Source organism: Pseudanabaena sp. PCC 6802, from assembly GCF_000332175.1.
Taxonomy (GTDB): domain Bacteria; phylum Cyanobacteriota; class Cyanobacteriia; order Pseudanabaenales; family Pseudanabaenaceae; genus PCC-6802.
The window spans coordinates 3148538-3167926 of record NZ_KB235914.1 but is presented as its reverse complement, the minus strand read 5'-3'; the positions used below and the strand labels follow the sequence as shown (position 1 = coordinate 3167926).

The 19389-nt window shown below is 48.2% G+C and carries 15 protein-coding genes, 1 tRNA gene and 1 pseudogene; 5 read left to right on the top strand and 12 right to left on the bottom strand.

The window, feature by feature from the left end; genetic code table 11:
* Window positions 1-3: 3 nt before the first annotated feature.
* Entirely contained in the window at window positions 4-891 is an 888-nt protein-coding gene (locus tag PSE6802_RS0120405) for a phytoene synthase (protein ID WP_156815607.1), read from the top strand.
* Between the two features lie 121 nt (window positions 892-1012).
* On the top strand, window positions 1013-1381 hold the full coding sequence (locus PSE6802_RS0120400; RefSeq protein ID WP_026103440.1) for a hypothetical protein: 369 nt from the start codon (window positions 1013-1015) through the stop codon (window positions 1379-1381).
* A gap of 302 nt (window positions 1382-1683) precedes the next feature.
* On the opposite strand, the gene PSE6802_RS35475 is transcribed toward PSE6802_RS0120400, so the two are convergent.
* The 4 genes from PSE6802_RS35475 to PSE6802_RS0120380 form a co-directional block, all read right to left on the bottom strand.
* Window positions 1684-2196, bottom strand: a complete 513-nt coding sequence (locus tag PSE6802_RS35475; protein WP_019501895.1) for a hypothetical protein — start codon at window positions 2194-2196, stop codon at window positions 1684-1686.
* 145 nt (window positions 2197-2341) lie between these two features.
* Complete coding sequence (locus PSE6802_RS0120390) at window positions 2342-2566, bottom strand: DNA-directed RNA polymerase subunit omega (RefSeq protein ID WP_019501894.1); 225 nt, start codon at window positions 2564-2566, stop codon at window positions 2342-2344.
* A gap of 139 nt (window positions 2567-2705) precedes the next feature.
* Window positions 2706-3503 carry a mechanosensitive ion channel family protein gene (locus tag PSE6802_RS0120385; RefSeq protein WP_019501893.1) on the bottom strand — a complete coding sequence of 266 codons (798 nt, stop codon included), beginning with the start codon at window positions 3501-3503 and terminating at the stop codon, window positions 2706-2708.
* Between the two features lie 260 nt (window positions 3504-3763).
* Window positions 3764-4240, bottom strand: a complete 477-nt coding sequence (locus tag PSE6802_RS0120380) for a nucleoside deaminase (RefSeq protein WP_019501892.1) — start codon at window positions 4238-4240, stop codon at window positions 3764-3766.
* A gap of 85 nt (window positions 4241-4325) precedes the next feature.
* Here PSE6802_RS0120380 and PSE6802_RS0120375 point away from each other — a divergent pair, with 85 nt between their 5' ends.
* A complete protein-coding gene (locus PSE6802_RS0120375; RefSeq protein ID WP_019501891.1) occupies window positions 4326-4784 on the top strand; it encodes a hypothetical protein in 459 nt (152 codons plus the stop codon).
* A 101-nt stretch (window positions 4785-4885) separates the two neighbouring features.
* On the opposite strand, the gene PSE6802_RS0120370 is transcribed toward PSE6802_RS0120375, so the two are convergent.
* Together PSE6802_RS0120370 and PSE6802_RS0120365 are read right to left on the bottom strand one after the other, a co-directional pair.
* Window positions 4886-5314: a hypothetical protein gene (locus PSE6802_RS0120370; RefSeq protein ID WP_019501890.1), complete on the bottom strand. Its 429-nt coding sequence runs from the start codon at window positions 5312-5314 to the stop codon at window positions 4886-4888.
* 24 nt (window positions 5315-5338) lie between these two features.
* Window positions 5339-5944 carry a TetR/AcrR family transcriptional regulator gene (locus PSE6802_RS0120365; RefSeq protein WP_019501889.1) on the bottom strand — a complete coding sequence of 202 codons (606 nt, stop codon included), beginning with the start codon at window positions 5942-5944 and terminating at the stop codon, window positions 5339-5341.
* A gap of 616 nt (window positions 5945-6560) precedes the next feature.
* On the opposite strand from PSE6802_RS0120365, the gene PSE6802_RS0120360 reads away from it, so the two are divergent.
* Both PSE6802_RS0120360 and PSE6802_RS32770 read left to right on the top strand, forming a co-directional pair.
* Entirely contained in the window at window positions 6561-7307 is a 747-nt protein-coding gene (locus PSE6802_RS0120360; protein ID WP_225902689.1) for an ETX/MTX2 family pore-forming toxin, read from the top strand.
* A gap of 222 nt (window positions 7308-7529) precedes the next feature.
* Window positions 7530-8237 (top strand): annotated as a pseudogene (locus PSE6802_RS32770) (IS1 family transposase).
* An 85-nt stretch (window positions 8238-8322) separates the two neighbouring features.
* Here PSE6802_RS32770 and arcA read toward each other — a convergent pair.
* The 6 genes from arcA to PSE6802_RS0120320 form a co-directional block, all read right to left on the bottom strand.
* Window positions 8323-9603: an arginine deiminase gene (gene arcA, locus PSE6802_RS0120345; RefSeq protein ID WP_019501885.1), complete on the bottom strand. Its 1281-nt coding sequence runs from the start codon at window positions 9601-9603 to the stop codon at window positions 8323-8325.
* Between the two features lie 86 nt (window positions 9604-9689).
* Complete coding sequence (locus PSE6802_RS0120340; RefSeq protein ID WP_019501884.1) at window positions 9690-11165, bottom strand: basic amino acid/polyamine antiporter; 1476 nt, start codon at window positions 11163-11165, stop codon at window positions 9690-9692.
* Between the two features lie 68 nt (window positions 11166-11233).
* Window positions 11234-11306: transfer RNA gene (locus PSE6802_RS0120335), tRNA-Ala, on the bottom strand.
* A 265-nt stretch (window positions 11307-11571) separates the two neighbouring features.
* The gene (locus PSE6802_RS0120330; RefSeq protein WP_019501883.1) at window positions 11572-14778 is read right to left on the bottom strand and encodes an efflux RND transporter permease subunit; all 3207 of its coding nucleotides are present in this window, start codon (window positions 14776-14778) and stop codon (window positions 11572-11574) included.
* 16 nt (window positions 14779-14794) lie between these two features.
* The gene (locus PSE6802_RS0120325) at window positions 14795-16069 is read right to left on the bottom strand and encodes an efflux RND transporter periplasmic adaptor subunit (protein ID WP_019501882.1); all 1275 of its coding nucleotides are present in this window, start codon (window positions 16067-16069) and stop codon (window positions 14795-14797) included.
* Between the two features lie 300 nt (window positions 16070-16369).
* Window positions 16370-19189, bottom strand: coding sequence for a cyclic nucleotide-binding domain-containing protein (locus PSE6802_RS0120320; RefSeq protein WP_019501881.1), 2820 nt, complete (start codon window positions 19187-19189; stop codon window positions 16370-16372).
* Window positions 19190-19389 lie beyond the last annotated feature (200 nt).

The window sequence follows — 19389 nt, the reverse complement described above, 5'->3', positions numbered from 1 at the left end:
CCGATGGGAATGCGTCCTTCAGTTTCCCTGTCCGAAGCATACGAAATGTGTCGGTGCATCACCGCCAAGTATGCTAAGACTTTTTATCTTGGCACCATGTTAATGTCCGAAGCTAAGCGCCGTGCGATTTGGGCTTTGTACGCTTGGTGCCGTCGTACCGATGAGTTGGTAGATGGCATTCAAGCCGATACTACTACACCACAGACCCTTGCGGACTGGGAAGCTCAGTTAGAATCAGCTTTTAGTGGCAGTCCCGCCAATGCCCCAGATGTCGCCCTCGCGGATACGGTCAAAACATACCCCATTGCGATCCAGCCATTTAAAGACATGATTGCGGGTATGCGGATGGATCTCAACTACGATCGCTACCACACCTACGACGATCTGTATCTGTACTGCTATCGCGTTGCTGGTACCGTCGGGTTAATGTCAGCCGCAGTAATGGGTTTTGAAGCTACCGATCCTGCCACTGTAAATGCGGCTACCGAAGCGGCGATCGCCCTCGGTGTTGCCATGCAACTAACCAATATCCTGCGCGATATTGGCGAAGATGCCAGACGCGGACGCATTTATCTTCCCCTTGAGGAGTTACAAAAATTCAACTACACCGAAAAGGATTTGCTCAACGGCGTAGTTGACGATCGCTGGGTTGGGCTCATGCGCTTCCAGATCGAGCGGGCGCGTAACATGTACGAGCAAGCCGAAAAAGGGGTTTCTGCCCTGTGTCGCGATGCCAGGTGGCCGGTATGGACTTCCTTGATCCTGTACCGCAACATCCTCAATATCATCGAGAAAAACAAATACGAAGTGTTTGGCAATCGCGCCTACGTCCCCACGCCCAACAAAATTGCAACCATTCCTTGGGCGTGGCTGAAAGCACAGACCTCCTGAGCCTATCAACTAAGCAGTTTTCAGATCGGAGGTGAGTAGGGGTGGGGCATTGCCCCCAAAGAAGGGTAGAACCCCTTCACCCCCTCCATAGAACCCGTTCTCAATCGAACAACCCTACATCATGACAGATGCAAGTTACAACGTACCTACTTCCAGTTACGGACTTATGGATGTGGAGGCGGTGCAAAAGACCTTAGGGCGATCGCGGGCATCGATCTATCGCTATGCCAATACCGATCCACAACAGTTGAATCTTTCCTTCGATCCCCGTCGGCTCAATCCCGAACTACGTCAAGATAAAAACGATCCTTTACTCTTCCATCCCACTGAAGTATCGCGGTTTGCTCGCGACGTGCTGAAAATTTCCCAGGTGACTATTCAAGTACAGGAACCGGCTGTTACAGCGACTAATCAACTACTGCAGGACATCCTCACCGAGTTGCGTTCGATCCATAACTTGCTAGAAAAAATTTTGCTAGAAAAGCGTTGAACTTATAGCTATAGCCATAGACAGATCTGTTAGGACAGGGGGTGTGGGAGCTGCGCCTCCACGCAGCAGGGGTGGAACCCCTGCACCCCGTCCTAAGCCTGTTGGCAGCTATATAGTCATACCAAATCCTGGTTTCCTACCCCCCTTTTCTTGGAGTCTGCGCAGGCAGACTTTGTTTGTGTAGCAGCGACTTCCAGTCGCCAGGCAATTAGAGGGGCAATTAATGCGGATTTGGTATCAAATCCCATTCTAGTCGCCAGACAATATAGGGATAATTCAGACGAATTTGGTATTAGCTACTACTATATGTCTTCATCGCTCTTGCCCTCTCGTTTTCGGCGGGCATCTTGCTCGAACCATGCAATAATTTGTGCGGCGCTAAGCTGCTCGACGTGGAGATCGTATGCCTTCGCGATCGGGATCGAAGCTTGCTTGGCCGATATCGTCATTCTTGTCAAAAATTTCTCATAACTAGTAAGATTTGCACCCGTTACCTCGTCTTCCCTAGTATCGGCAAAGTCCAGTTCTACGTCGCGATCGCTACCACTCGACCATTGCAGAAATGCCGCAGCCTCACCTTGTTCGCGCCTGATTTTGGCATCGCTCTCAATCCATGCGACGATCTGACTGGTTTGGAGTTCTTCAACATGTAGCCCGTATGACTGTGCGATATGCGACAACACCCGCACAGAGGAAATGGTAATGCGGGTCATGAACTTTTCCATTGTAGATAGCATGGCACCATCTACGGCATGGGCTTCTTCAGGTGTGAGGAATTTGCGATCGGGTGCCGAATCTTGCGGAGAGCTTACCATACACGTTACTGCGAAAGTCCATTGGCATAGGGGCAAGTTTTGTAAAAGCGATACTATTAAAGGTCAAAGATTTCTGACTAAACTTGCCCTTACTTCAGTCTAAAGCCGAGTACTTGTAAAAAAGCTGACTGCTAAAAGCTAATTTTCAATCGCTTAAAATTTCCGGCTGCGTGAGTTCGTCAGACATTTCAATAATGGCACGCAAAATGGGTTTCATGGCGCGATCGTCATAATCGTCCATCTCATAGCGCCTGTTCTTAGCACGTAATGCTACTTGTACGGTGATGCGGTAGCGATTAGAGGATGCTGCCACTAGATCCTCAACCCGACGAATAATTTGCGACGAATCAACCGTATAACGTTTAGGCATATTTGCTTTCTGACTATGAAAATTTAGTTAGCTTTAATAGCTTAGCCTACATTTGTAGGGTGGGCAGCGCCCACCTTACTCGATCGGCAAATCAGAAATGTAGCCCTCTGGGGGAAGGGCGATCGCTAACTTGAGCAATTCAAGCAGAACGACGTACAAAATAATGCTGTTCTGGTGCTGGGAAGCCAGCAGCGCCAAAGGACTCGCGAATTACTTCGTTGGTGTTAAAGTACACTTGCCAGTAATGCTGGTTATTACAGTAAGGGCGTACCGCCAGCACTGGCCCCGCTAAATTAAATTCTAGAATTTCAACATCTGGGGCAGGCTCTGATAAAACATTGGGAATGTTTGCCAGCCTCTCACGAAGAATGCGAATGGCTTCTTCGTGATTCACAGCATGGTTGAGTTGGGCGACTAAATCGACGCGACGATAGGGGTTAGTTGAGAAATTTTGGATGTTATCGGAAAACAGTTTGTTGTTTCCAACCATAGTCATAACATTATCGAGGGTATCAATTTTAGTCACAAACAACCCAATTTCTCTAACAGTACCTGTTACACCTCCGCCAGTGATAAAGTCACCGACTTTAAACGGTTGCAGCACGATTAAAAAAGCGCCAGCGGCAAAATTGGCTAGTAAACCGCTCCATGCTGCTCCAATCGCAAAGCCAGCAGCAGCTAGTAGGGCGGCAAAGGAGGTGGTTTCAATGCCAAAATACCCCAGAATTGCCACCACTAAGACAATATTGAGCATCACAGCAATGGTTGAACCAGCATAGCTGATCACGGTTGGCTCGACCTGCCTGATCCTCATGCCTCTGGAAGCCAGCTTGATGGCTAGATCGATCAACCATCGTCCCACGAACCAAAAGATAATTGCACCAATTACTTTGATGCCTATCCCTACGCCTATTTCAGTTAATTTACTAGGATCCATATTCTTGCTTGAATTCAGTCTACTAACCAGGGCAATTTGGAGATGACGCAGGACAAAGATGAGTTATCTAGACCTATCTCGATCGCACGACAAATTGCTATTCCTAAGTTCTTGAATAATTTAGCAGATAGCTCTAAAAACTGTACGCTTATGGGGATACATGTCATTTCTCTTTGTATTTTGTTGTATAGCCATAGACCGATCTGTTAAGACAGGTAAGACAGGTGTGTGGGGGCTGTGCCCCGTCCTAAGCCGATTGGCTATAGCTTTTGGCGGTGTTGCCGAAACCAGGATTGTAGCAATTCCTGACATTCAAGCTCCCGTATGCCAGCGATCGCCTGTAGGTGATGGAACGATGCCGCACTATCGGGAATATTAATTACCGTGCGAATTGCCCCAGTTTTAGGATCGTCAGCCCCATAAACGAGAGTGCCGATCCTGGCTTGCACGATCGCGCCCGCACACATAGGACATGGCTCCAGCGTGACGTAGAGGGAACTACCACTTAAATACCAATTTTGACAAGTCCTGGCAGCAGCGCGGATGGCAAGTATTTCTGCATGGGCGGTGGGGTCGCGATCTCGTTCTTTGCGATTTTCCCCCATCCCCAATATCTGTCCGTCTATGCCAAAGATCGCAGCACCAACTGGAATTTCGCCCTGCTCGCCAGCTTGTCGAGCAAGAGCGATCGCTAGATCCATCCGCGCTTGATGTACGTCAAAAGAAATCTCGCCCATAGATACAGACAACTTAATTCATTAGGCAATTTTATAGAATAGAAGTATAGGAGAAGCATTGAAATCCCCGGTACGCAGATAGGATATGAACACCATCAGGCGCTGCAAAAATCTTGGCATCGCGGCGATTGCGATCCTGTTTGGGCTACCAACTTTAGCGGAGCCAACTGCCATCCAGAATTTACCAGACGGCAACTACATTTTCTCCTCTAAATTACCAGATCGCAGCAAGCACCCCGATATTCAACTGGCTGGAGCTGAAATCTACGTGATTCAGAAGGCTGGCGATCGAGTATTTGGTGAGTTTTTTGTGGCTAACTCCAGCGATTTCAGTTGCTTCAGAGGTACTGTCAAAGATAGCGCGATCGTTGGTGAAGCTCTATACCTGCCTTTCCCCATGGACTCTGTAAACAACAAAATTGCCACGCTGCCTTTCCAAGAAAACTTGCAAAACTTTAAGTTACTCGCACCCGACAGCATTCCCTATGCTAAAGGGAGCATACAGCGTTGTCGCGATCGCTTCCTGCGCTACACCAAATCCTAAACTCGACGACCTTCGCAAAACGGAGAAATGGCGCGAGATTCGACTTCAAACGGCCTTGTTTTTCGCAAAGATTCTGACATGCTTTCAGACTCCCAATAGATTTACTGAAGAGATAACTGCTCGCTCCACTCTTTGCGGATTAGAGACGACCAGAATATAAAACCTAGTAATATCCACCCAGTCAGTTCCTCAAACCAGATAAAAACGTGCATTTTCGTAGAGAACGCGGCAACGGAACCAAAAAAGTAATGTGCAATGCCACCCGTGCTTGTAAGAGAATAGATAAATAGGCATAAATAGGCAGCCCAGAAATTCCGTTTTGTATAGAGGATATATCCAATCAGAGAAAACGGTGCTAATACCAGCCAGGCAATATAGACATGGTGCGGCTGCATCCAAACTGGGGCGGGATATTTATCAAAAAAGAGAAAATTATCACTGTAGTGCAAAATCGTTGCCGACAAATTAACGACTAGTAGAATCATTAATGCAACATTACGTTGATTCTTACCTCCGCTCGCAATATTCATGAATTTAATTCTCCTCTTTAATTCCTATTTAATCCCTAGACATGAAATATATTCATTCAGATGCGCGATCGCTCTATGCATATGCGTAATATCGCCATACAGTTTGCTCAACATCACTGCTCCTTCTATAGTCGATATCAAAACTGTCGCCACGACATCAGACTCCACGGAATTACAGATTTCGCCTTTCGCAATACCTTTGTTGACGATCTTGCCAATTAGCGATCGCCAGTTATCCATTGCTGTCTGCACGCGTTGGCGCAGAGCGGGATAAGCGTCATCGCTCTCAACTGCAGTATTCAGGATGGGGCAACCACCTGCAATTGGCGGGTCGTCAAGAATATTTTGGAATTCCACAATTAGAGCTTGGAGGCGCTCGATCGCGTGATGTTTGCCCTTGAGTGCTATTAGCGATCGCTGGGTGGCACGGGCGATCGCGTAGTCAAAAGCCTGTAATGCCAGTTCGTCTTTACTTTTAAAGTGGTTGTAGATACCTCCTTTTTGCAAGCCAGTAACGCGCATAATATCGGACATGGAAGAGCCAGCGTAGCCAAATTGGTTAAACAAAGCGGCTGACTGTTTCAGAATCTTCTCCTTAGTCTCCTGGGCTTTTGGTGGTTTCTTCGGCATTACTGTGACGTTACTATTGGGCACTCAAACTTTGCTTTTACATTTAGATTTGCGGTTAAGCATTAAGCTGGCAATTCACAGACCGAACGGTCTTTTTTAGGTTAACAAAGTTGAGGGGAAATTGCAATAGTCGTGTAGAAAGTTCTGCCAAATTTATGAGGACTTACCCATCATAGTCTAAGAATCCCTCTTTATGTGGTTTTGAATCTTGTCTTCTAAGAGAAAAAGCGATTGAGCGATCTCGCGATTGCCCCCACACTGACTTAGGAGATTTCTACGAAACAATATACCTAGGTGTAGGGGCAGGTTTAGCCCAAGCCTGATGGTTTTAACCAAAGATATAGCATTTTTCAATTGAGAACGGGTTTTATTGATGGGGTAAAGGGGTGGAACCCCTTCTTGGGGGCATTGCCCCCAAACCCCCTACTTGTTCCGATCTGAAAACCGCTATAAACTGCAAAACCTGCCCCCTACGGGGATTTTATTTACTAGAAATCTCCTTAGAGACGGAAATGACAATTGTAATCCATAGGAAATGACAATTAGCAGATGCATGAGATTGAGCTTTGAGATAATCTAAATTCATTGTGATTCAAGAGGTTGCCTTATGGAACTCATGACGACAAATACAACAGAGATTGATGTTCAAAAACAAATCGAATCGATTATTCTCAATGATACAGATAATATTTTCCTTAAAGTAAAGGAATATGTAGCCCAAACAAGTACGATTGATGTCAGTAAGTTTAAATCGATTGCTTGGGTTGACTGCTACGAAGTCTATGTCGATCTTGTTGATTTTAAATACTCCGACGTAGTTACGAACTATACACCTGAGATTGTGGGCGAACGAATCTATACTAACGATACCGGAACGAGCAGTTTAGATGACACTTTCACATACTCGAAAACTCTTACGGAAAGCTTTACTTTTGGCTTTAGTGAGGGATTGAAGGTTGGTGCATCGGCAAAGTTTAAAGCAGGGCTACCGATTATTGGTGAAGGTGAAGTCTCGCTAGATGCTGAAGTATCTTTTACCGCCAATCAATCTTGGACCCAAACAGAGTCTCGCACCTGGTCGCAGAGCACGAAGGTGACGGTGCCGCCGCACTCTGATATAAAAGTAACTGCTTTTATTTCTCAAGCCGACATCAATAGCAAGTTTACAGGGACGGCACGGGCAACCGACGGTCACATCCAGATGGGTGTATACATTGACGACCCAAAGAATATCCAAGACTTAATTATTCCCATTGTGGCAATTTTGACAGACGAGCAGAGAGGGTTCCCCCTGTCAGGAACTTTTGCCGGAGTTGAAGGGGTTCTATCTTATACCAAGGTTGAACCAGTTACTCAAACTTAAAGATTAAATTCAATAGTTGAAGTTCTTGATATGACTTCTTAGAGAATTTACCTTTACTAGAATAGCGGTCTTCGGGTATTTCCGAAGACCTTTGCTTTTATAGCCATAGACAGATCTCTTAGGACAGGGAGTGTGGGGGCTGCGCCCCCACGCAGGGGTGGTAGTGATGCAAAGTAATGTTTCTCCTGTAATCTATAACAGTCAATCATTTTAAGCATATAAATGAACTGCCCCAAATGCGGATCGCCACAAATCATCAAATACGGAAAAACACACTATGGCAAACCAAGATTCAAGTGCCAAGAATGCGGTCGGCAGTTTGTGGAAAATCCCACAAAACAACCCATTGATGCAGCCATCCGCGCTCTCATTGATAAACTGTTGCTCGAACGTCTAGCACTCGCGGCAATCGTCAGAATCACAGGCGTATCGGCGCGGTAGTTACAACTCTATGTCAATCGCAAATACAAAGATGTCCCCCAGCAAGTTGAGGTTAAGCCCAAAGCGGTGGGAAAGCTGACGATTCAGTTAGATGAGATGTGGTCGTTTGTAGGTAGTAAACAGCACAAAAAATGGGTTTGGTTGGCTCTTGATGCTAATACCCGCGAAATTGTGGGGGCCTATATCGGCGATCGCTCTCGTCGCTCCGCCAAGAAGCTATGGCAATCAATACCTGCAGTCTATCGTCAATGTGCGTTATGTTATACCGATTTTTGGGAAGCTTACGCTCTGATTTTGCTGAGGAAGCGCCATCAGGCGGTTGGCAAAGAAACTGGTAAGACCAGCTATATCGAAAGACTTAACAATACTTTGCGGCAAAGAATTGGCAGACTGGTGCGCCAGTCATTATCTTTTTCTAAGAAGTTAGAGAATCATGTAGGAGCTATTTGGTATTTCATAAATCATTACAATGCCTTGCTTCGCGCCTAAACATTACTTTGCATCACTACCGTCCTATTTTCTAACATTCTCGGCTGTGAGTTTTTTTCAGTTTCTTTAGTTGCACATCGCGTGTTTAGAAATCAACAGCATCTCGAACGATCGGACAGGTCATGCAATGTCCACCACCGCGTCCACGACCCAGTTCTGCTCCGACGATCGTGATCACTTCGACGCCCTCTTTGCGGAGAGCGGTATTGGTGAGAGTGTTGCGATCGTAGGCAAAGACGACTCCAGGGGCGATCGCCACCATGTTATTACCGCTATCCCACTGTTGCCGCTCCATGGCATAAGGATTACCAGCGGTTTCTACCACGCGCAGTTTTTTGAAATTCAATGCCGCCGCAACCACATCCACAAATGGTTCCGTTTCTTTGGTCAACTCGTAGCCAGGAGCTTTGTCGCTGGGTCGGAGCGAGAAGGTTACCACTCGATCCATGATTTGGGGAAAGAGAGTGACGACATCGCGATCGCAAAACGTAAACACCGTATCCAGGTGCATCGCCGATCGCAGCTTGGGCATTCCGGCCACAATCACGCGTTCCACTGCACCTTTGGCAAATAGGGCTGCCGCCAGTTGGGTAATTCCCTGGCGGGAGGTGCGCTCGCTCATACCAATCAGCAAATTGCCATTGCCGATGGGCATCACATCGCCGCCTTCGATGGTGGCAGACCCGAAGTTTTGAGTTGGATCGCCCCACCACACATTCACCTTATCCGCTCCAAAGCTGGGATGGAACTTGTAAATGGCGGTGGTCAGCAGCGTTTCTTCGTGGCGAGCGGGCCAATAGAGCGGGTTTAGTGTCACACCGCCATAAATCCAGCAGGTGGTGTCGCGGGTGTATAAAGTGTTGGGCAAGGGGGGCAGCAGATATCCCGCCATGCCAAACTCCTCGCGGGACAGCTTCAGCATTTGACTGCCGAAGTCTTCAGGCATATCGACAACGGAAAGTCCGCCGATCATGAACTCTGCGAGCTGCCGAGAAGGTAGACTTTCCAGAAAGGATCGGACATCCTCCATCAGTCCCACTCCAACTTCATTGGGGGTGATTTGCTGGTCTAACAACCATTTTTTGGCTTCTGGCTTATCCAGAGTTTCCGCCAAGAGATTGTGCATTTCCACGACTTCCACGCCGCGATCGCGCATTTTCAAGACGAAATCGTAGTGGTCGCGCTTAGCGTTATCCACCCACATCACATCATCAAACAGCAAATCGTCGCAATTGGTGGGAGTCAGTCGAGTGTGAGCCAAACCGGGGGCACACACCATCACTTTCCGCAGCGTACCCACTTCTGAATGTACGCCATAAGCAGTGGAACCTTGATTGGACGTAGTCGTGTTGGTTGCAACAGTCATAAAAACTCCGTTCGTTTATTTACAGTTGAGCAAGGCGGTTAAAGTGAGCCTCTCATTCGTTGAAAATATCTGCGTAACACGATCGATTAGATGACGATCCGACCCGTTGCAAACCCGTAAAGGGCTGACAGGGCAGCGATCACAATCACAGAAAAAATAAACCACTCACCGAAGGTAAATACTTTGCGGTTTTGCTCCCGTCGAGCCAGGAAGAATAGAATGGTTCCCGGGGCGAGGATGAGCGCTGACAACTGCAGTTTTCCTAAACCACCCGCTACGAGCATCAAAATCGCATAAAGGGTGGCGATCGCGGCAATTACCAGTTCCTTAGTTCGGTTGGGAGCATCCCGCTCGTAGGTTTCTCGAGTTAAAGCCAATTTCAGCCCGTAACCAGCCACCAACAGGTAGGGAATCAGCGACAGAGAACTGGCTAGCTCTAAAGCCAGTGTGAACGCATTTTGGGAGAACAGGGTCACAATCAAAAATGACTGAACCACAATATTGGTCATCCAAAGCGATATGGATGGCACCTTCTGAGCATTTTCTCGAGTGAGAAAGTGCGGCATGATCTGGTTTTTGGCTGCCATAAATGGGACTTCGGCGGCAAATAAAGTCCATGCCAGGAATGCCCCAAAGACTGAAATCAGCAGACCCACACTGATGAATACATTGCCCCAGCGCCCCACAACCACCTCAAATGCGCCTGCCATGGATGGATTCCTTAAGGCTGCTAGTTCGGTGCGAGGCATCAGACCAAAGGGCAACATTGTCACCAGGATCAGCAAGCAGAGGACTGCCAGGAATCCCAAAATCGTGGCTTTCCCAACATCAGTTCGCTTTTCGGCATACCGAGAGTAAACGCTGGCTCCTTCAATACCGATAAACACGAACACCGTAATGAGCATGGTGTTACGCACCTGAGCAAACAGCGACTCCGCCTCATAGCCCTGCCCACCCAAAAGATTGGCAGAAAAGACATCCAGCTTAAAAGCAAATAGGAGGACGGCAATAAAGATCAGGATCGGCACAATCTTGGCGATCGTGACAATGGTGTTCAATCCAGCGGCCTGCTTCACTCCGCGCAGAATCATAAAGTGAAAAATCCACAGAATGATGGAAGCAGTCGCGATCGCCGGAACGGTGTTGCCGTCGCCAAAGACCGGAAAGAAAGTTCCCAAGGTTGATTTGATCAGGACAAAGTAGGAGACGTTACCGACGCAGGTACTCGACCAAAAAGCCAGCGCTGCCAGGAAGCCAATATAATTCCCAAATCCAGCTTTGGCATAGGCGAAAATACCCGAATCCAGATCGGGTTTGCGTTGCGCCAAGGTTTGGAAGACGAACGCCAGCATCAACATGCCAATGCCTGCAATCACCCAGGCGATTAACCCGCCGATCACTCCCGTCGCACGACCAAATCCAGCAGGTAGCGTAAAGATCCCAGCGCCCACCATCGACCCCACGACGAGGGCAATCAGGGCGTTCAGGGGCAGGGTTTGCTTTTCTGTCATCGGGCTGAAATCCCGATCTGAATATGGACTATAATCCTTGTTTGATGCCATAGGATGCTCCCGTTTACTACTAGCAATAGTCTGGACAGCTTTGGCGACTCTGCTTCCTCCATAATTTATGGAGCTAAAGTGGATTCGAACTGCTACCCCTCTCAATGCCACTGAGATGCGCTACCAACTGCGCTATAGCCCTGAATTTTCTGCTTACATGATGATATCACCTAAATTGATACAGGTTTCAAATCTATTAGAATCAATCGATGTCTAACTATTTTTGAGCTATTGCCATGAGGTTGTTTGAGATACCGGAAATTCAAACTCCTCATTAGTTCAGTACGAGGGATCAAGGCTTTCAGCCTTTTAGTTGAACATCGCGTATAAAAGAGTTATATAAAGGAGATTCATTGAGATAAATACCTTTTTACTTCAATGTTCTGAAATCTGATAGCTTCTCACCTTAACCAGATGGCTGCATGACATCCGTGTTAGGATTTTCAGGAGGTAGGGCAGAAGGTGGCTGAGGGGGCTTACCTTTGACTTTCCCCGCCAAGGTCTTAATCACCACGTACAGCACTGGCAACATCAACAGATTCATGATGGTAGCAGTCAGTACGCCACCAAAAACGGCATAGCCGACCGACCAACGGGAATTTGCCCCCGCCCCTGAGGCGATCAGCAGCACAGAGAATCCCGCTAAGTCTGAGGCTGCGGTCATTAAAATCGGTCGAAACCGCTGTCCAAAAGCACTAAGAATGCCTTGCGTGTAGCTCGCTCCCTTCAGAACGGCCTGGTTGGCTAGCTCTACAACCAAAATTGCATTTTTACTGGAGAGACCAATCAGCATTAGCAGAGCAATTTGGCAAAAGACATTATTCTCCAAACCCCGCGCCATAGTGAATGCCAAAGCCCCCAGCATGGCTAAGGGTACGACGATCAGGATGATGAACGGGTCAATAAAGCTTTCGTACAGCGCCGACAACACCAGGAACACAACCAACAGCCCCAGACCAAAGATAATTGGTGCCAGTCTACCAGATGCAATTTGTTCTCTGGCCGAGCCGTACCATTCGTAGCTTGTGCCGGGGAGTGCCTTTTCCTTAAAAGCTTGCACCATGCCCTCCATCGCCTGTCCGCTACTATAGCCGGGTGCGGGGTTGCCAACAATATCAACCGAACGAAAAATATTGAAGTGGTTAATTACCTGAGGTCCCGTAGTTTTCTCGATCGTGACGAATTCGCTCAAAGCTACCATCTGGTTATCCTGGGAACGGACATAAATTTGCTTGATATCTGAAGGAGAGCTGCGAAACTTTGCATCCGACTGGACATAGACCTGGTAATAACGCGGGCCAAAGGAAAACTGGTTCACAAAACTAGACCCCAGATAGGTTCCTAAGGTAGCCATCGCATCGTTGAAATTGACATTGAGGGATTGCAGGCGATCGCGGTCGATCTTAATCTCTAACTGAGGCGCACTGGGAGGCGTGGGCGAAAAAATATTTCTTGCCCCAATGACTGGATTGGTTCTGGCCCGATCGACGATTGAGTTGGCATTGGCGACAAATTGATCGAAGGTCAAAGTGCCGCCAGTGCTATCCAGAAATTGCATCTCACTGCCGCCAAATCTGCCTAGCCCAAGGATGGCAGGTATATTTAATGCTGTAACCCGTGCATCCGTAATCGATGCCAAATCTCGATTGACGCGCTCCAATAGACCGTCAATTTGCTGTTCTGGCCTTGTGCGCTGACTCCAGGGTTTAAGCGAAACATATAAAGAGCCAGCGTTGGGAATACTTCCCCTGTTACTGAAACCGGACACGACGGTGACGTATTCAATTTCGTCGTAGGTTTTCAATTTTTGCCAAATCTGGTTTGCCACCTTATTGGTATAGCTGAGAGAAGCACCAGGAGGAGCGTTAATAATCCCCAGAAATACCCCCTGGTCTTCTTGGGGGACAAATCCAGTGGGTAGAGCCTGAAATAAAAATATGGTTGTGGCAATCAGAAGTCCAAAACCGACCAACACGAGGTAACGGATGCGAATTAGGAATGTTACTACCGCAAGGTAGCGTTCTCTGAACCGATCGAAGCTGCGGTTAAAAGCATTAAAGAAACCGCCCATAAACCCAGTCTTTTCTCCGTGGGTGTGGGGGAGCATCACAAGGCCACCAATACTGGGGTTGAAAGTCAGCCCGTTAAAGGCAGAGACCAACAGCGCAAAGGCAATGATCAGGGCAAACTGCTTGTAAATAATCCCGGTCGTACCGGGGAAAAAAGCTACGGGCACAAATACCGCCATCAATACCATGGTGGTGCCAACGATCGCTCGTGTCAGCACTTGCATGACATCAAAGGCTGCCTGTCGGGGCGAAATGCCCGGGCTACTGTCCAGCTTTTCGACAATGGCTTCGACCACCACAATACCATCGTCCACCAACATTCCTGTCCCCAGGATCAGACCCAATAGGGTAAGGGTATTGAGTGAAAAGCCGGAGACATAGGCGATCGCCAGAGATCCCACCAGTGCTACGGGCATGGAAATAATGGGAACCACCAGGGCGCGCCAATCCTGGAGAAAGATGTAGATCACGATCACCACCAGAGCCACCGCTTTCACTAACGTCCATATCACTTCAGTAGTGGCCTGATTCACAAATAGGGTAGTGTCGAAAACTGGCACAGCCGCTAACCCTGGTGGAAAATTTTGCTTCAACTCGGCTAGTTTCTGTTTGACTGCTTCCGCCACAACCAGGGCATTGGCATCTGACTCTTGAAAAATCAGCATGGTCATTCCCTGGTGACCGTTCGTAAAGGAGGCAGTGTTGTAGTTCTGCGCTCCCAGTTCTGCCCGTCCGACATCTTTCAGCTTCACCAGGTCACCGTTGGGCTGAACTCTTAGTACGATGTTTTCAAAGTCCCTGACATCCTTTAGCTGGGTTGCCGAGGGAATAGTGAACACGAAGGTTTGATCCTCAGCGGTAGGAGATTGTCCGATCCCCCCCAAACCAATGAGCGGGTTTTGCTCTTGTATTCTGCGGGTGACATCTTGAGAGGTTAAGCCCCGCGCCGCCAACGCTTTGGGGTCGAGCCAGATCCGCATGGCATAGAGGAGTTCGCCACCGCTTAAGACTTGAGAGATGCCGGGAATCCGGGTAATTTGATCCTTGATTTGGAGATCGACGTAGTTACTAATAAATTTGGGATCGAGGGAGTCATCGGGGGAATAGATGCCAATGCCCAAAAGGATAGCAGGAGAGGTTTTCTCCACTCTCACACCCAGTTGTTGCACCTGAACTGGCAGCAGAGGAGAGGCAATTCCCACCCGGTTTTGCACGTCCACTTGGGCCAGATTTTGATTCTGGTCGGGTCTGAAATAGGCAGTAATGAGCGACAGTCCCGTAGCCGTGCTATTGGAAGTCATGTACTGCATGTTGCTGGCCCCGTTGATCTGTCGCTCTAGAGGCGTGGTAACGGTATTTTCTACTGTAATCGCATCCCCTCCAGTCAGGCTAGCAGCCACCTGGATCGTCACCGGCGTCAGGGGCGGCAGATAGCTGATTGGCAATAGAGGGATACAAATGGCACCCACCAACACGATCAACAGGGTGCAAACCGTTGTCAATATGGGACGCTTAATAAAATTGCTGGAGAACGATAGTAACATCTATGTCGGTGCGCTCCTAAGATTCCGGTCTGATCGGGGTACCATTCCTCAAGCTGAGAATGTTCGACACGGCGATCGTATCGCCGGGCTTTAGACCCTCGATCGCTTGGTAGTTCTGCCCTTGAATTTCTCCCACTTTGATGAGTCGCTGACAGACGATTAGATCGCTGACGAGGGGTGGTTCTCCTTCTCGGCAAGGGGTTTTCTGGGCGACAAAGACAAAAGCCTGACCGCCGATCTGTGCAACTGCTGTAACGGGAATCAAAACTCCCGATCGACGGTTCCAGGTCACTCTTGCCTTGACGTTCTGATTGTCTCGCAACCTGCCATTGGGGTTGGGAAAACGGGCACGAGTGGTGATGGATTGGGCAGAATTGTTGACGACAGGAGAAATAAAAGCAATACTGCCTTCCGACGATAACACCTCATTGGATTGGGGGTCTATCAGAGATACGGACACCCCCTGTCGCAATTGGTTGGCGTAGGTCGTCGGCACTGGAATGACCAGATCGAAGAAATCATTCTGATTGATCGTCGTTAAGACTTGTCCGGCGGTAATATAGTCCCCAACCCGAACGTTGAAATTCCCAATCACCCCATTAATAGGAGACCTAATCTGCTTTAGCTGATAAGGCACCAGAGCAGTATTTACTTGAGTCTTAGCATTACGCAGATTGGCTTGAGCCTGATTGACTGCTGCTCTGCTAGCTCGAATCACTTTATCCTGAGCCCTGAGTTGGGCGATGTTAATATCGACTCTTTTAGTTTTCTCATCCAAAGAAACTTGAGGCGCAACCCCTTCATCGACCAGCGTCTTAGCTCGCTGAAAGTTAGTCTTATTAAACTCCAACTCAGACTCAATAGTCCCCCGCTGGGCAATGGTCTGTTCCAAATTTGCTTCGGCTGATTTCAAAGCCATTTCGGCAGCATTAACTTGGGCGTTCACGCCTGCTAGTTGAGGAGCAGTTTGAGCGGGCTCCAGTCGAAACAACAGTTCTCCCTGTTGGACTCGCTGTCCGAAAATCACGGGAATCTCGGTAATTTCCCCCTCGATCTGGGCTCTTAGCTGCACCTTTTTGACAGCTTCCAAATTGCCGACAAACTCGGTGGCATCCTCCAGCACATTCGAATCTAATCGTTGTAGTTTTACCGGTATAGCTTGAGGACTTCTAACCACAGGCTGGTTACCTGCACAGCCTCCCAAACCGAATAAAATCAGCACCCCCAAGAGGAATTCACTGCCACTCCAGGAGCCAGCAGATGGGAATAATACTCTGTTGCAATATTTCATCGCCAGTTGGATAAGTTGGATAATATAGCGGTTTTCAGATCGGAACAAGTAGGGGGTTTGGGGGCGTTGCCCCCAAGAAGGGGTGGAACCCCTTCACCCCATCAATAAAACCCGTTCTCAATTAAAAAGTGCTATATAAGAGAAATTAAAACACAATACCTCGTACAAATTCAATCATCTGCACCTTCAATTCCAGTAGATTTCCAACCGGAAGCAACTCATGTCGCAATGTCAAAAAGAGCGGATGCTCTATTACTATACCTCATAAACTGATGCCATAGTCTGCTAATAATCAATCTACTAACTAATAGATGTTCCTTGCGTCGATCGCATGAGTCGCTGGAGTTGCTGACTTTCGAGTTCCAGAACCCGACGGGCAAAATCAGGGTCATCGACAAGGAGGTCATCGAAGGCATCAACAGAGATTGCCAAAATACGAGTCCTTGCGCTATCTGCGAGAATGGTATTTTCAAGGTTGCTGTGCGTCAAAACCTCCAATTCATCTAACAGTTGGCCGGGATGCAGCCTTTCGATGCGAACACCATCGGCAAGCTGGTAGTGAATTTTGACCTCCCCTTCGAGCGACAACAGCAACTCCCGACAGGTATCCCCTGCTTCTGTGATCGCTTCGTCTAATGAGTAAGTTCTTATTTCAGAGCGATCGCCAAGTGCCATCAAGGTTTCGGTTCGGACAAGATGAAAGAAATCGTTGTTAAACAAATAAACCAATTTCTCTAGCTTGGAAAAATCCATGAGGGCAGGTGAGGGCGGCAAAGCCAGTAGGTGTGCGGCGGTGTCTCGGACAAGCAATGAATGCGGCTCGTGCCGCAGATCGCGAGCCAGGCTCTGAGCGAGTTCTGTATCCAATTGCGCGATCGCATAAAGCGCCGTCGCTTGTACCAAAGGATTGTCGTGTTGTCGTAAAAGTTCTAAATAGCTCAAGGTTTCTTGAGTAGGAGATTCGGGATTGCTGGGAATCGGGAATTCTGCTGGCTGCGTCAAAGTTCGGGCGATCTCAGGATGCAGGCGATTTTGCCAGAGTTTGGGGTTCACCCGTTCTATGACAATTTGGGGAGCGCGCTGTTTCAGGGATTGCGCGATCGTCAATGCCGGTGGACTATCTTGCAGCGCGATCAGGATTTTCAAAATCGATTGCACGATCGGTTTTTGTTTGCGATCTACGCTGTCACGTAACAGTGTTACTACTGCTGGCTGCCTCTGAAGGCTGGGGTGATGCAAGGCGCGATCGCAGGCAATCCACTCAGTTAATTGAGCCAATAAAAATTCAGCTTTTTGAACTATATCGGCATTGGGAGAAAGCCCTCTCAAAATCCCGTCGTCTTCTTCTGCCGAAATTCCATACTCGCGTTGCAGGGAGCGAATTTCGATCGAATCTTGCTGAGATGGCTCAAATGTTGTCAAATCGGGCTGTCTTTGTTTTAGCCTCATCAATCGTTCCAGGGATTTTTGGTAGCCGCTTAAGCGAATCTGATTTTCTAACGTCCGTTGACGTTGTGGGTTGAGTAATTCTGGGTCTTCGATGCCCAATTCTTCTAGCACCTCACGGTGTTCGTCATCGGAAATACCCAACTCCTGGCGCATTTGCTGCAAAACCTCCAGACTGTTGGAGTAGTTCACATGGCCTTCTTCTAAAGCTTCCTGCAACACGCCTTTATATGCTTCGTGGCGCTTTTCACGGGTAAAACCAGGCAGCACTTTTGCCAACACGTACACTTCATTGGCATTGAGATCCGCAAGAGAACGGCCCTCTAAGAACTGCGAAACGTCCAGTTGCAATTTCTCCAATTGTTTGCGAAATCGACTGGCGAGATTCTCGCGAGCATAGAGATCTCGACTGCGCCGCCAGGTCTTTTGCAGCCAAAGCGTACTGAAGAAGACAATACTGACATCAAACCCATATTGCACCCACAACGGCAGCAATTGCATGAGGGGACGGCCCGCAAAGAAGAAAAAGAAGTTGAAAACACCAAAGGTGCAAATGGCAAACAGGCGATGTCGAATCAGTTCGGGGGACAGATTTAGGTGATACCGCTGACGATTGGATATTGCATAGTTTTCAATCGATCGCCCAACGAGAACCCCGATTGCCGTAAACCCGCCCAGCACCAGCGGCACCGCGAACAGTTTTGGGATATTGATAGCCTGACCGAATAGATAGAGTCCCGGATTCATCAGGGAAGCGAGTTGATTGGGGTCGCGATTCCAAGCACCGGAAAAGTAATAATCCCAGTTACCCGCGTATAAATAGTAATAAACAAAATAACCAATTACCAAGCCCACGTAGCCGTAGCGCACCAGAGATTCTGTCGGCTTGTTCAGTCCATCCCAATAGGCTCGTTCGGAATCGATATCAAAACAAGGACTTTGACAGGCCACACAAGCACTTTGTTCTGTGCCATCCGGCAGAACCGTGCGGCACATCGATTGGGTAATCTTTTGGTCGCTCGTGTGCGCCTTGCTTCCCAACAAACCACTCGGTTCGCTAAAAATCGTTTGCACGGGTGCCATCGGGCAGAAATACTGACACCAGGACTTGCCCCCATAAAAGTAGCCAACCGCAATTGCCGCTGCGATCGTAAACGAGATCCACAACCCCAGCACGAGGCGATCGGCGTTGAAAAACAAAATCCGCCCGCATATTCCCACAAACAGCCAGCTAAATTGCACGTAGAGAGAGTTCCTGCCCAGACAGGATTCGGGTTTAACCTTTGCCAGTTCGTAGCGCACTTTCCCGGTTTGTTTGTTCTCCCGTTTGAACTGTCGTTGCCAACCTAGAGCGCGGGGGATTTGGGATAGAAACGATAAGGGACAAATTCGCCGCCACAATTCGTGACCGAACACCAGCAAAATAAAGATGCCCGACGGAACGATCGCTCCCCAGAACAGAGTTGCTCCCAAGGGGTAAGGTTGTTCTGTCAAACATTTACCCTGCACCCGCACGCATACATCAGTGAGTCGCAAGGGACTCCAGGGATGATCTGGCTTGGTTAGTGCCGATGTCCAGGGATCGTAAAACAAAGAAGCGACGATCGAGAGCCACCCGCACGTCAATAACCAGCGAACCCAGTGCATCTGTCGCTCATGCATGTGAGAAAACATAAATATAATTTTTCTGGGTAGTTCTCTACCACATAAATTGTCAGTTATTATATCCTAAGCGTTTGAGATTATCTAGCCTATTTTTGCCCTTCAGTCAGTCTAATTGGCTTTTCCTGTAGGATAAGGTACGCTAGAAGCCTTAATCATGACGCTTTTACTCTTGACATCGTTAATAAAGCCATCAAACGATATAGTTATTG